The 13972-nt window shown below is 41.8% G+C and carries 18 protein-coding genes; all 18 read right to left on the bottom strand.

Annotation, left to right across the window (positions count from 1 at the left end):
* Nucleotides 1-7: 7 nt before the first annotated feature.
* Nucleotides 8-793: a hypothetical protein gene (locus BM056_RS23610; protein ID WP_092475380.1), complete on the bottom strand. Its 786-nt coding sequence runs from the start codon at nucleotides 791-793 to the stop codon at nucleotides 8-10.
* Between the two features lie 53 nt (nucleotides 794-846).
* Nucleotides 847-2082 (bottom strand): hypothetical protein, encoded by a 1236-nt coding sequence (locus tag BM056_RS23615; RefSeq protein ID WP_092475382.1) that lies wholly within the window; start codon nucleotides 2080-2082, stop codon nucleotides 847-849.
* 157 nt (nucleotides 2083-2239) lie between these two features.
* On the bottom strand, nucleotides 2240-2860 hold the full coding sequence (locus BM056_RS23620; protein ID WP_092475384.1) for a CHAP domain-containing protein: 621 nt from the start codon (nucleotides 2858-2860) through the stop codon (nucleotides 2240-2242).
* Nucleotides 2861-2910: 50 nt separating this feature from the next.
* Complete coding sequence (locus tag BM056_RS23625) at nucleotides 2911-3447, bottom strand: TadE/TadG family type IV pilus assembly protein (protein ID WP_092475386.1); 537 nt, start codon at nucleotides 3445-3447, stop codon at nucleotides 2911-2913.
* On the bottom strand, nucleotides 3444-3932 hold the full coding sequence (locus tag BM056_RS23630; RefSeq protein ID WP_114319316.1) for a TadE/TadG family type IV pilus assembly protein: 489 nt from the start codon (nucleotides 3930-3932) through the stop codon (nucleotides 3444-3446). Before BM056_RS23630 ends, BM056_RS23625 begins: the two co-directional genes overlap by 4 nt.
* Nucleotides 3929-4111, bottom strand: a complete 183-nt coding sequence (locus BM056_RS23635) for a Flp family type IVb pilin (protein WP_092475390.1) — start codon at nucleotides 4109-4111, stop codon at nucleotides 3929-3931. The genes BM056_RS23630 and BM056_RS23635 overlap by 4 nt, the downstream gene beginning before the upstream one ends.
* A gap of 12 nt (nucleotides 4112-4123) precedes the next feature.
* Nucleotides 4124-4324, bottom strand: a complete 201-nt coding sequence (locus tag BM056_RS23640) for a Flp family type IVb pilin (RefSeq protein WP_092475392.1) — start codon at nucleotides 4322-4324, stop codon at nucleotides 4124-4126.
* A gap of 25 nt (nucleotides 4325-4349) precedes the next feature.
* Entirely contained in the window at nucleotides 4350-5048 is a 699-nt protein-coding gene (locus tag BM056_RS23645; protein WP_092475395.1) for a type II secretion system F family protein, read from the bottom strand.
* A 104-nt stretch (nucleotides 5049-5152) separates the two neighbouring features.
* Complete coding sequence (locus BM056_RS23650) at nucleotides 5153-6067, bottom strand: type II secretion system F family protein (protein ID WP_092475401.1); 915 nt, start codon at nucleotides 6065-6067, stop codon at nucleotides 5153-5155.
* Nucleotides 6064-7284, bottom strand: a complete 1221-nt coding sequence (locus tag BM056_RS23655; protein WP_092475403.1) for a TadA family conjugal transfer-associated ATPase — start codon at nucleotides 7282-7284, stop codon at nucleotides 6064-6066. The genes BM056_RS23650 and BM056_RS23655 overlap by 4 nt, the downstream gene beginning before the upstream one ends.
* A complete protein-coding gene (locus BM056_RS23660) occupies nucleotides 7214-7924 on the bottom strand; it encodes a CpaB family protein (protein ID WP_092475405.1) in 711 nt (236 codons plus the stop codon). Before BM056_RS23660 ends, BM056_RS23655 begins: the two co-directional genes overlap by 71 nt.
* A gap of 50 nt (nucleotides 7925-7974) precedes the next feature.
* The gene (locus BM056_RS23665; RefSeq protein ID WP_092475408.1) at nucleotides 7975-8775 is read right to left on the bottom strand and encodes a GGDEF domain-containing protein; all 801 of its coding nucleotides are present in this window, start codon (nucleotides 8773-8775) and stop codon (nucleotides 7975-7977) included.
* Nucleotides 8772-9458 (bottom strand): hypothetical protein, encoded by a 687-nt coding sequence (locus BM056_RS23670; RefSeq protein ID WP_131820837.1) that lies wholly within the window; start codon nucleotides 9456-9458, stop codon nucleotides 8772-8774. Before BM056_RS23670 ends, BM056_RS23665 begins: the two co-directional genes overlap by 4 nt.
* A gap of 81 nt (nucleotides 9459-9539) precedes the next feature.
* Entirely contained in the window at nucleotides 9540-10247 is a 708-nt protein-coding gene (locus BM056_RS23675; RefSeq protein ID WP_092475414.1) for a TadE/TadG family type IV pilus assembly protein, read from the bottom strand.
* A gap of 21 nt (nucleotides 10248-10268) precedes the next feature.
* Nucleotides 10269-10703, bottom strand: a complete 435-nt coding sequence (locus tag BM056_RS23680; protein WP_092475417.1) for a TadE family protein — start codon at nucleotides 10701-10703, stop codon at nucleotides 10269-10271.
* The gene (locus tag BM056_RS23685; protein WP_092475419.1) at nucleotides 10666-11085 is read right to left on the bottom strand and encodes a TadE/TadG family type IV pilus assembly protein; all 420 of its coding nucleotides are present in this window, start codon (nucleotides 11083-11085) and stop codon (nucleotides 10666-10668) included. Before BM056_RS23685 ends, BM056_RS23680 begins: the two co-directional genes overlap by 38 nt.
* Before the next feature lie 442 nt (nucleotides 11086-11527).
* On the bottom strand, nucleotides 11528-12865 hold the full coding sequence (locus BM056_RS23690; RefSeq protein WP_092475422.1) for a hypothetical protein: 1338 nt from the start codon (nucleotides 12863-12865) through the stop codon (nucleotides 11528-11530).
* Between the two features lie 2 nt (nucleotides 12866-12867).
* Complete coding sequence (locus BM056_RS23695; RefSeq protein WP_238456640.1) at nucleotides 12868-13962, bottom strand: stalk domain-containing protein; 1095 nt, start codon at nucleotides 13960-13962, stop codon at nucleotides 12868-12870.
* Nucleotides 13963-13972: the final 10 nt, after the last annotated feature.

Below are 13972 nucleotides of genomic sequence, written 5' to 3' on the forward strand. Positions count from 1 at the left end.
ACAGGTTTTACACCCCCTTAATACTTGCCACATCAAGTCGACTGATCTTCCATGATCCATTAACTTTTACAAAATCAACAATAGAAACTACTGAATAAACCTTGTCTTCTTTTGTTAAGTTTGAAACTACCCTGGCAACAGCATATTTGTCGGTTACACCAAGGCATTCTATTGATTTAAATTCTTCCGATGTTTTTGTCTTAACGTCATTGTCATTCGGCAATAGCTTAGCCCTTTGTGAGTCATTTAGTGCTTTGCCGGCCAGGTAAAGGTAATCTTGAGAACGCCTTTCATTAATCGAAAGATTAATGTACTGACAAATTGTTTCTTCAGCACCGTTTGGGATCCGCCCTAGCTGCAGCTCACCATGAATGTAGTCTCCCCACTCAGTTTTGTAAATCTTCCAACCGTTCCCTGATTTTTCAAGATAAAACTTATAAGCCAGGCGGTCAGTGTTTGTACTACCATCAGTTTCGGTAAAATCACAGGTTAATTCCACGGTCTTTACAGTTATGAATTCGCCTTCAAACTCTTTTGCAATAATCTGTCTCTTGCTTTTTACCCGATCCTTGTTCACTTCGGCTTGAATAAGGGCCTCACCCGATAATTCTTTTAATGCTTCCGTCCAGTTATTTTCAGCTGCATTGATAAGATAGTTTTCAACAATAGTTTTAGCTGGTTTTAATGTATCGTTATCTTTCGTGTCTATTGCTTTTTTTTCATCATCACAACCACCTGTTGTCAATAAAATAACCATACCCAAGCATATTAGTGTAACTATTTTGTTTTTCAACCGAATCACCCCTTTTAAAAAAGAAATCCCGGGAGACCCGGGGTAAGTGAAGTTTACAGTTTTCTAACTATAATTGTTTTTGATCCAATATTACCGGCCTCGTCTTTTACTCTGACCGTAATTGTATTAGGACCTGAATTGCTTACCGGAGCAGATACGATGCCGCTTGCGGGTAATGTTGAATAGGTTCCACCATTAATGCTGTATTGCAGGTTTGAGCTAACATTATCGGAAGCTGTAATAACAATTTTAATACTGCTTCCGCTGGTAGCCATGGCACCAGAAAGAGTCTTTACTCCTATTGTAGGCGAAACATTATCAGTAGTGGTAATATTATTAACTGTGGTTTCAAGATTAGCTATTTTGTTAGAGATATCCGGAAGTTGCGTATTACGTATATAACCTGCAACATCGGCCACACTTTCAGAGGAACCCCCATATTTCCCAGAGTACCAGGATTGTTTCTTAGCAGAATCTGCTAAGTTTTTTGCATCCCTTGCTTCCTGTAAGACAGTCCCGGAAGAATCACGCACGGCATCTACCGTATTACCATTTTCATTAGCGACAGCATTATAAATAAGAGTGTCTATAGGCACATTTATGCCACCTGATGTAAATGTCCTAGGATTACCGTAAGGGAATTTATATTGTACCTTATACTTATTTACTGCGCCTCTTACTGGTGCTACATCGTTGACAGAAAAAGATGAAGTAGTTACTCCTGATTTAGTGGCAACGGTTCTTCCATCATTAGCATTTATTATTGTGTATGTTAGTTTAGAATTAGGACTATTTTGGGTAACTGTTATTTTTACATAACCATCATCTGTATTGCTTAAAGCTACATTATCAACCTTATATTCATCAACCGTGATATAGTGTAGTGTAATTGGTTCATCATATTCTAATCCATTAAAATCTATATCTGAATAAAATTCACTTATATAGGAATTCGAAGTATCAAAATTCTTATTATGAGCTGAAACTGTTTGCCTATAGCTTCCATCATAATATTCATCAAAAAAAGTATATCCTGGACTTCCGTTAGCAAACAATCTTGCATAAACACCGCCTAACCAATTTCCTTCAAGTATCAACCTATATGACCAATTCACATTAACTATATGGCACCAACCATCTTTAAAAGAATAAAGGTTATCATACCCTTCTTCAGTCCAAGATTCTTCAATATTAATAGTCTTTGTTGTTTTACTTGCAAAACTTGGTTGAACGGAAGTAAAAAATAGCAAACTGACTAATAGTGGTATGATAATAAAGATTTTTTTCATTCCGTAAACCTCCCCAATCACAATTTTAAAATGCGACCTATGAATGTAAACTGCATCTTATCCTGGCCTATTCCTGTCAAACTTTCCTTATAGGAACCACCCCCATAAAAAAATGCCGGCATTGTTGCCAGCGTAAAAATTAATTCAATTAAAAAAATCACATCCCATTATTAACCTGATACCCCACAACTACCTTCCAGCGAAGAAAACACATATCTGGGTACACTATTTTATCTCCTTGCATGACACTATATCTATAGCTGCGATATAGACATTTTTCGTACATATTAGGGAAATTGTAATTGCTTGCGTAATTTGCACTTTCCATAACCTGAATATCAATATCAGTTTTAAAATCTTTATTTTTAACATCGAAGCTGCAATTTTGATTTATACCTGTAACAAAGGCCACATGCCCTCTAGAGAAACCAATATCTTTATCAGAAAAGACCACAATATCACCTACCTGGGGAGTTTTATCTTTAATCAATTTGTACATCTTTCCGTTTTGAGTTACTTTACTTCCTACTAAATCCACCCAGTCTTTTGCATCATATGCTCCTGGCACCTCAAACGTAACCGGCCAGAAAAGGTCCATCATATCCCATGCAAAATAAGCACAATTACCTTTTCCAAAAAGATCATAAGGATTGGAAAAGTGTTTTTTCTGATTATCTACTTGGATAGATGTTTGTTCTGCATATGCGGAGTTGGGGATTAAAGATACAAAAAACATGAATACTAATACTAACTTTTTTTGATTTTTTATTAATTTCATTAATATTATATATCCCTTCTTAATTGATTAAAAAGAAAGCTTACACCATTTCAAAACTCACCTATTTCTTGTCTTATTAACTGTGGTCCGGCTGTAACGTGTACAGTCATAGTGCACTGAGTCCCCGTACCGGTTACCTGTCCAAGCATGCCATATTTAACCGGAAATTCGATTATTGCTGTCACTGATGGCTGAGTAATCGTCTCAGTAAAAGAGCCGTAGCTATAAGTGTAGGGCAGTTCGTCATTGTTTATAATTTTTAAATAAGCCACTGAAACCGGCCCGTCAATAATAGAACCGGTCAGTGGGTGCAGGTTACTGTCCAGACGCAGGTTTTTCTCAAGAGCCTCGTAAAATTTCTGGCTGGCAGCACTTTCATCAATTACTATATTCTCGTTTGATAATTCCTCTATGTCGATTTGTCCCGCTGCCGCCCTCACCGCAAGATTAAGCATATGTTTGGCTGATATTTTGACACAGAAAAAGTTACCTATGTCTGCAACCATAGCACCAACAGCAATAATTACCGGTATTATAAAGAGGGTCAGTATGGAAACTGACCCTCTCCGGTCTTTAAATATCTTCATTCAATAAACACCTCGCTGGGTACCGAAGCGTTAACCTTTAGGCGCAAATCTTTTTCACTTACCACCCAAGAAGCCAGGGCGTCAGTTAAAAAGAACTTATAGTGCCAAGGGTAATCAACACTAATAGTAATATATTGCCCCCTTTGAACAGGGGTATTTTCATCGGTCCCGTAAATATAAACAGTGTTCAGGTCCTTAGTGCCCGGCGGCCCAGTCCCGTCTACAATATAAGTATAATCTTTACCATTCGCTGACCAGCTTATTATATCAGCTGCCAGGCTTTCTCGTAATGTACTGGTTAATTGCCCTGTTGTAGCTGCTTTCACCGCTGTGGTACCGCACTGATAGTTCAGCACCGCCCAATCGTATACCAAGAATCCCATTTCAACGATAAACGAAAAAAGCATAAACAGGAGGGGGAAAACGAACAACATTTCAATGAATGTTTGCCCCCTCCTGTCACGATGCAGTTTTAACAACATCATGGCGTTCCAACCGACCCGATTTTATCGCTCATATCTTGCAATTTTTCCGAGGTTGTGCCGCTTAATCCGGACAAAAAGGGTGCCACAGCAAATACTACAAGGATAATAACCAAGGCAATCTCAATAAAAGTTTGCCCTCTTTCGTCTTTGTGAAGTTCGTAAAGATTTTCTTTTATCAAAAGATCATCTCCTTAATTCAAGTCGGGAACCGTTACGCTTTCCAGTTGATCTGTGATGTCGTCATATTTCGGCTGAATACCTTCAGTTTGAAGGCTCTTTACAGCAGGGTACATGGCAATGATAATCAATATGATAATAAATGCCATTTCAATAAAAGTCTGTCCTTTCTCATCCTTATGAAACTTTTCGACCATTTTTTTAATAGCTTTCATTTTGATACCTCCGTGATTATCGTTTTTAGATATTGCTCATTTTACCTATAATGTCAGTATAAAAAGGAACAATGAACATAAGCATGAATATCCATAACAATAGGGCGGGCAGAATTGTTATCAATATCGGTTGGAGTTTTATCCAACGCTTTATTTTCCCTACCCTGCGTTGGTGCAGCATCTTCGCGTAACTGCTCAGCACCTTATCTACATTAACATCAGCGCCCATTCTTATCCCCAGTAGGACGATCTGTGTAAAGTACTCCGCTTCCTTGATACCGCACCGCTTGGCGAAACTGTCCAGTGCTTCAGTTAAGGGCGACATTTCCATGTCGGCGGATAAAAGCCTTAACTCCCTGCCCATTTCACCTTTAATGGTATAGGGTACTATTTTCATGGCCTGGTAAAGGTCAGCAGCTTTTGTGTAGATGCGCACCTGGTTCACCATAAAAGTAAAATCATTTACCAACTCCTTTCTTTTCCGCTTCTCCAGCAACTCCAGCAGGCGATATGACATTTTCCAGACCAGGTAGGCTATAATTAAAAGCATAGCGCCTATGGTAAGATCACTGGACAGAATTATTGCTCCGGCAATCAGCAGAATTGTTGTAACGGCTGTTTTTAATGCCGCAAACATTTCACCTGACACCGGAATATTTAAAGCCCTTAGACGCTTGTCCAGGGCTTTTAAACTCTCTTCCGTACTACCGGTCCTACTTAACATGAGGAATAATTCAATTGGTCGGGGTATTCTAACCCTCATTGAAAGCCAGGATATTACGGCCATTGATATTAGTGTTGCCGAAATAAGGGAAATTTCAGTGAATGTTAAAATTGTTCACTTACCCCCTTTCGTTTACTAAAATACCATGTTATAAATTCAGCAAGCAGGGCAAGGCAAACCAGGTTTTGTCCTTTGGCACTGTATAAAAATATGTCCCGGGCGGAGGGAGATTTAAATAATAGGATTATTAAGACTACCGGAACGGCTATTTGGAATATAAGAATTGTAGCGCTTCTACCTCTTGTCTCGTTCTTTAATTCCTCTTGCAACTCCCTGCGCTCCCGGATAATATCCGAAGTTTGCCTTAAAACCTCGTAGGTGTCGGTACCATAAAACAGAGATAATATAATCCCCCTGGCAAAGGTTTCTATATCCCTGTTATCCACCCTTTCGGAGAACTCCAACAGGCAGGTGTTTAAGTCCTTATTCATGTTATAGTCTTGTATAAATACTTCCATTTCCTCTTTAAGAGGTGATTTAACCGCTGGGGTCACTTGCCTAAAAGCTTCTATCAAGTCCTTTGTCACCTCATAAACTTCAGCTAGAAGTTGGAGGGCAAGCTCCGCCTGTTCGGCCATCGGTTCTTTCACTTTCTTTACATACACATCGTCAAGGAACTTATGAATTAATATCATCCATATCACCGCAGACAGGATGCCCAGCGCGGGGTTGTTCATAAAGAGTACACTTAAAAATGCCAGAATAACACCGATCAACCCGTTTATAATAAGAAAGTACCTGTATGATATGTTGTATCCCAACCGATGAAGCTTGAACTCAGCGTTTTTTCGGATGCCCGGCGTTGAGAAAAGCGCTTCCCGGGTAAGCGCCTCAACTTCAAGTTCCTCTCTGATTCTTTTTATCCTGGCCGTAAAAAGATCCTCGTTAATCGAAACGTAAATAGCCGCCACAGCAATGACAACTAGTATGGAAGGTAGTACCATAACAAACTTGCTCAAAACTCTCCACCCCCGAAGGGTTTTATATCCGGGAGATCGCTAACGAGGTTGTCCCGCAAGCGCTCAATAGTGTTCTCACTTAAGGTTCCGACCGCTATATGCTTCTGTTCCTGGCTGTCAAACTGGTATATATCGTTAAACCTGGGCTCACCGTTGTCGTTAATTACTTCTGCAACATTTACTACCCGCCTTGAACTATCTTTATAGTTTTTTATATATATAGTAAGGTCGATGGCACTTGTAATATGTTTAATCAGTTCCCGGTCGGACATGCCCGATTTGATCATGGCATTTATAAGCCTTTGAATGAGATCTATTTTTCCGGAATTGGCGTGACCCGTTGTTATCGATCCTTCATGGCCTGTGCCCATGGCCTTGAGTAGTTCGAATGTTTCCAGGCCTCTAAATTCGCCCATAATGATCCGGCTTGCCCTCATGCGCAGGGCATTGACCATTAACTCATAAACTCCGGCCTTGTCTGATGCCTCCAATGAAATGACATGGGGGTTGTCCAGGTTTAATTCTCTTATGTCTTCAATAGTCACGAGTCTTTCTTTTGCCGGGATGAATGTTGCTAGAAACCGTAAAAATGTTGTCTTACCAACATCCCCGGCACCACAGATAACAATGTTTAATTTTCCCTTAACGACATATTCAAAAAAAGTCAGCATTTCTTCGTTAAGGAATCCCTGCTTCAGCAACTCATCTGCAGTAAATTTATGCTGGATGAATTTACGGATGGTTATCACCGGATATAACGCATTGGGCATAATTACTGCGTTTACCCGGGATCCGTCCGTTAGGCGGGCGTTAACTATGGGGTTGGAAAAATCTACTCTGCGACCTGCCACCTGTACCATCCGCCGTAGTAAATCCATGACCTCATCGATAGATTCAAATTTAATATCTGTTAAAATATCTTCACCGTTTTTTTCAATCCACACTTCATCGGGTTTATTAATCATTATTTCGTTAATTGTCTGGTCTTTTATATAAGCTTCAATTTCACCAAAACCAAGCAGGTGTGACAAAACGTACTGTTCAATTTCTGTATTTTCTTCACCTAGAATTGCCCGGGTTTGTTCACGGATTACCTCTTCTTTTTTATCCTTGCCATCTTCGTGTTCAATAAAAATGTCTCCGTAGTTATTTCTTACCGCTGTTCGTACCTTTTTGATCAGTTCCTTGAGGTTGGATTTGTTCTGATTGTGGTTCATATATATCGACTCCTCCTTTTTTTTGCGGACTCTCAGGTAAAAATACCAACTTTTTTGCCTTTGCCAGTCCGGCCAGAACCGGACCTGTCTGAGTAAATTTCATGGCCAGGGTAATTTTGTCCTGATAATTCTGGATAGGCATAGTCTGCTGAACCTGTTCTTTTGCCTGCTGGATTATGCCGGGGTTTTTATCGGTCGCAGCTCCGGCACCAATCACCTTAAGATTTTCAGTCAATTTAGTTTCCTGGTTATTTAGATATGCCACCGCCGTAAGGGTGTCACCCACTTTCAATCCTTCCGGCCATTTGGCTTCGTTTGTGCCAAAAGTAATGTATGTCTCATCCGGAGCGAGATAACTGAACGCTCCGTTAACGGTACCCGGGTTGGCTGTTATTCTTTCGGGAATTATTTGTTCCCTGGGGTATAGGCGTACTTCGGCATACTTGCCCAACACCTCTTCAATGTCCGTGATTGCGTTTGGATACTTATCAATTTTACCAACGGTCTTTAATTTCACATCCTGGTCCGTTATAACGGCCCTGGCTTCTATCAACTTATTGGGCACAACGACAGCAACAGGTGTATACAGCAGGTAGAAGGCGTAATAGATAGAAGCTCCGGCAGCCAGGGTTAGAAACAAGGCTATCCAGAAGCTTAGTTTCTTTTTTGGAAGTGTTATTTTTTTAATTTTTAATCACCATCCTTTTCAACTTTATTTCTTCCGCCATTTTTAGCTTTATAGAGAGCCTGGTCAGCTCTTTCTTTTACAATTCCTGGCGTATCCCCCTCTCTAAATTCAGCGATACCTAGACTTGCCGTTATTTTGATTTCCCCCGCTGCAGTTTTGGCCTGGCTTTTCTCAATTGATTTCCTTATTCTTTCCGCCACCTGCGCGGCCTGTTCAATGCTTGCTTTGCAAACAACAATGAATTCTTCGCCACCATAACGGGCTAAAAAGTCATCTGGACGGATTGCTTTTTGGACCACCCTGGCGAAATGCCGCAGCACTTCATCACCCACCCCGTGCCCGTATGTGTCGTTCACCTTTTTAAAGTAATCAATATCCATCATGATTATCGACAGGGGTATACTTTTATCCGCTGTTTCCGTTAAATAAGCTTCCAGACGCCTTCTGTTTGCCACACCGGTTAATTCGTCAATTGTTGAGCTGAACATCAGCACAAGGGAATCACCGGCCTGTTTTGCCGCCTGGTCCCATTTTTCTAACTCCATATACTTAATTCTTTGAAAGAGGGCTTTAAGGTCACTTTCCACATTAGTGAATTCCTTTATTGATAGCGGGAAATTACCACCCAATCCTTGTATTTGCTTGCGCAAACTGCGTATCCACATGAAAACAACAACTATCAGCGTTAAAAATGCCAATAACCAAAGTATCTGCACCAGTATGGCTATTGACGGGCTAGCTCTAAACGCTAAACCTAAGAGAAATAAAGCAACTGCACCGATTCCTGCAAAAAAGATAGTCAACTGTTCCCACCCCCAATTATTTTGATCATTTGTTCAAGCGAATTAGTGATATTTGTATTCTCCCCCTGTGTTGTAACTAGCGCCGGTACCGTTCCCGGCCAGTCTGTTAGATAAAGCTTTCCCATATATCCTTTGCCGGCCAGATAGCTTTGCCCGTCTTGCAATTTGCCACCGGTTTGTACCGGGGTCCAACGTTCGCCAAGAGGATCAATTTGTATCAATTCGCTTATTGCTTTGCTGCAGGCGCTGCACTCGGGGTTAAAAAATAAAACCGGTTTTTGCCCGGTGTCAAGGTGAATATCGGAATGCCCGTCATTTACCGATATATAGCGTCCGATAGTATCTGTATTTATGTTCACTGCCTGTCCTGTCGGGGTGGCCAGGATAAAGACTATAAACAATATCAATGTCATGGTGGCAGCCAGACCCCTGGTCAGTAATTTAAATTTGCTTTTGTCGAATACAACCAGGTATACGGTACCGCATAGAATTAAGGCGTCGGATCTGAGACAATCCAGGCATAGATATGACAATGCCGCCTGCATTATTAATGATCCGGCAATCATTATTACGCCTACTGCAATTGACCAGTTGTATTGTTTTAATGTGGCCAACGCGGCACTTGTAGCGCATAAGAGCATGGCTGATAGAGTTACATAATCAGGGGGTTTTGATACGGCCATGTAAATTGCCGCGGCAATAAAAAAACTCCCTCCGAGGAGTCTGTGCATAAAATCATCCTTTCCAGATTAATGTGATTTACTTTAATCGCATCCCTCTTCTGCGGCCTTGTGCCAGCGCCCATTTAGGTCGTAATAAAATGAACCGCCCTGAGAGCATTTGGAGGCGTTTAAATAAGTAAAATCTACTCCCGGGAAAAGTTTATTCAATGAGTTCATCATTATCGTTTTAATTTTGCCGGTTGAACGTACTAACACTGAAGGGTATCTTGGATCACTTCTATTACTAAAGATCTTGATGTCATTTATGGCTGATTGGCCACCTTGGGCTGAGTTCATTTCTCTGGGTTTGTTTAAATTAAAAAACATTATGGCGGCGTTTTCTGCATTGTTTCCTTTATATTCAACCCACCTATCCAGTATCTTTACGCTACCGCCGCCACAATTGCACAGGTAATCCTTATACCCTTTCTGGTCTATTAACTCGCTTTCTTTACCGGTCACAGTAAATTTATCGCCACAGGATTTGCAGCACGGGTAACTCTTATGATTTCTGTGGCAGGTTGTTTTATACTTTCCGGGGTCAATTTCCAATTTTACATATCTCGTTGCGCTCATCGCTCCTGCTAAAGACGCAGCATCGCCGGCTGTCTGTAGTTTTTCCGCCGCTATGTTTCTTCTTGCGAAATCAATAGCTATTGCCGATACTGCAAACAGGATAATTATCACAACTGCCATAATCGGCAATATACTTCCCCGCTGATCTCTTTGGTACTTGGATATTGTTAGCATTTTTATCTGGGCTCCTTTTTTCTATGTGAAGTCTTGCCACCCAAATGTTGCCTGTGCGTTTATATTGAAGTCGGTAAGACTCGACCCGCCTGCAAGTTTCGGGAATGTTTTTGAGAACAGATTGACACGATAAGTTACTACGCACGTTTCCAGGTTGCGGTTACCAATACTATCCTTGCGGAACTTTACTGTGAGCCGGTTTGTGTCCATACCCCACAGCCAGGCTGTTTGCACGGCCGTATCGTATGCGCGGTCTATGTTGCCGGTTATACATGCTTCCCGGGCTCCCTCTCTGGCCACTTTTTGTATGTTAATGTAATCCTTAAAAATAAAAGACATCGTAACCAGGCCCAGAAAGAATATTAACAGAACAATAAAAGATAAGGCTGCTTCTATGATAATTACCCCTTTTTGATTTTTAATTAAATTCTTCCGGATGTCTGAAACGATATTCACTTACTGTTGTCGCCTCCTTTTTTATGGTTACCTTTCCTGTCCACCCGCTGCCGTCCAGTAGTTTTTTGAGGCCGGGAAGGAAAGTTTCCATTTCGATTGTAACTTTACTGCTTGCATTGGCTCCTTTGTTCATTACTTCGATATTTTTAATTTTAGATAGTACAATAGTTTTTTGCAGGTAATCCCTTGCTTCTTGTTTTGCTTCATATGAGTTGCCGGTCCAGGCACATTGTCTGGCGGCTATTCTGGCTGCCTGATCAGTTTGTGATGAATTATAGATCCATAGCCCGAGTATAAATAAATAAAAGATGAAAAATATAAGCAAAGGTGCTACTAATGCAAACTCTACAAGCACCTGGCCTTTTTGCTCTTGTAATTTCATTACTATTGTATAAACACCTCCACCTTGAATTTATAATCCTAAAAAAAAGACCTTCTATAAAAGAAAAAAACCGGACTTGGCCGGTTTGACTTTTACATTATATCGTTATATTATTTTATTAAATAGGGAATATTGGTAATACGGCGGGAATGCCTCGTCTGTCGGGGTTTCATTCGGTATAAGCCCCTGGAGTTGCTGCGAACAACTTCAGGGGCTTTCCAATGCTACCGCCGATCTATAAGTAGAACGACGAGGGTGAGCAAAAGAATAACTGCTATGACAATTTGTATTGTATCTGAAACTGAGATCATTATTGCCCCACCCCCTTTCGGGTTTTGTAAACCCCGGCAGGTGAGGCCCGTATCCCAATATTCCCTTATCGCATTGTACCACAAATTGCCTTATTTTTTGGCAATTTTTTTGTTTAACTCACACGTCAATATCAATTAATTCCTTCAACATGTAGTTTACTGTCTGTCGGTTCCGGCAGTTGGTAATAAATAACCTTTATTACCTCTGTATCTACGTTATCTTCCGGATGTGCATCCGTCCAACTGCCGTCAGACGGCCAGGCTTCCGCTTTAATGTTATAATTGCCGGTATTTGAAACTGTAAAGTTATATGGTCGGTTTTCGTATTGACCGGGTGCCAGGTTAAAGGTAAATGTCTTGTTGCCGGCCGGGCCCTGAACGGTTAACTTAACCGGCAGGTTGCCGCCGCTGTTTTCTTTGCGCGTAACACTAATTGTGGTTTCAACCAAATCCGGTAGATTATTGGTTTCCCAGGGATTCATTGACGGAAGAATCTCTACCATGATGTCATTCACTGGAACCAGTATTGAAGCTTCATCACTGTTATTTGACCAATCAGCGTCATTTGAGGCATCAGCCGGCCATACTTTGGCCTGAACAACGCTATTTCTATTTTGAACGGTTACGGTTATTCTGTATTGTTTTTGTTCACCTGGCTGAAATTCTATGACACTATCGTTATCAGGTGCGTCTTTGGGGTCAAGTGGCTCCAGAGTAACCGGATATTCCGCCCCAATAACATGAAAAGCACCCAGCTTGGCTTTCTCCGGTTGTGGGTGGTCATCGTTCAGTTTATATGTCGCTGTAAGTGTAACTTTGTCACCGGGGTCCATGTTTTTAAATTCATGTTTGTCTAAAGTAACGGAGAAATCAGGAGGCTGTAAGGCTTGCCTCGGCACTCCGTACCAGTTAATCAACACCGGTGTGTACCAGCGCCAGCCTTGGGCCAGGTCGGAGAAGTCCTGGTCGGTCATGACTAACTCCTCACGGACGGCAGGATCTTTGAGGTCAAGCAGCTCTGGCATCAGGTCAAGTGTCTTTTGAACGGTGACTGTGCCTTGGGCTAAATCCTCGCCGATTTTTTCTGCCTTGTACTTGTTGGGGAGTTTGGTTATATATTTTGCGTTAAAAATATCCCAACTTTCGCTGCGGCCAGCACTTTTAAGTTCCTCATTCGTTAGGGTGAAGTCGTATTCTATCTCTACTCTTGTAACGGTAAAACCGCTGGTGTATTGCGTTTGAGGCAGTGTAAAAACTTCCGGCTTTAATGTTTTATTTGTCAGGCCGTAAGGGTCCGGCTGGCCGCATTGGTCGGTATCCTGCCATCTGCCGTCGGTGTGCTGCCATACGTCAAAGTTACCTACACTTACTTGGCGCAAAAATAATTGCTCCTGGGGTTCGGCTAAGGCCGTTCCCGGGAGCAACAGCAGCAGGGCTGCAAGGAAAAGTATTAATTTGGTTAAACGCATTATTATTTGCTGCCTCCTTTGTAGAGAGGATTTTTAATTGCCAGTGCCTGGTTACTAAATAACAGCATAATGTGAGTGACATCTTCGATCTTGGTACCGCCTCCCGGGTCTGCTTCCAGGCTAACGTAGTATCCGTGGGTGAAGGGGTTGCTGCTATATTCTTTCAGCGTGTTATCTCTTTGCACCGAGACATCGTTGCCCTTGGCTAGTATTAATCTTGCCGGTATAAGTCCACTTGAAGCCTGCTTAACATAAAACATATCCTTTTGCACGTCCACATCATAAATAATTGTATCATTGTTACTACCCATCGCAACCGGCTCCTGCCGCAGTTCCTCCACGGTCATTTCCATGATGCTGGCACCTGGTTGTTTGAATTCGTAGGGAATGGCCTTTCTCTCGGCAACCACATAATCATTCGGATCAAGCGGCTTGCCGCTAAAGGTCCGGGTTTCCCCTGCCGGTATTTCCGGATTTGCTTGCGGTTGTTCCTCAACCGGTTGTTGTACCTCCACTGGTTCCTGCGGTATTAATTTCCGGCCGATATATTCAATTACACTGCTAACATCCGGCTTCTTTGTCCCTTTGGGCCAGCATAGCACTATATTGTTTTCCGGCAGCCACTCAACCTGGTAACCCAAGGCCTCGGCCACGAACCGGGCCGGCAGGTATGTGCGGCCTTGCCTTAAAAGGGGAGTAACATCCATCGTTGTAGCTTTGCCATCACTCTTAATGGTTTTACTGCCCACGGTCAGCTCCACTACCGGAAAATCAGGTTCATCTAGGGTTACTTTAGGGCTTTCCCAACCAATGTACTTATCGGTTACGCCCAAGGCGTTAGATAAGTAACGAATCGGCACGAAGGTACGGCCTGTTTCAATGAACGGCTTGGCGTCCATTTTAACGCCGGGAGTTTCGTTGTTTACGAAGTAATGGTCATTGCCCACTACGAATACCACTGATTTAACCAACTGATTATCTTCATACACATTCACCTGCTCTTGTTCCTGAGCATTGGCACCTGTTATGAAAGGTAGGTTGATAACCAGCATGGCCAGAACCAGTATCAGACCGAAAAATAAAGCAAAACGCTTCATGTAATAATCC

This window comes from Desulfotruncus arcticus DSM 17038 (assembly GCF_900113335.1).
Classification (GTDB): domain Bacteria; phylum Bacillota; class Desulfotomaculia; order Desulfotomaculales; family Desulfallaceae; genus Desulfotruncus; species Desulfotruncus arcticus.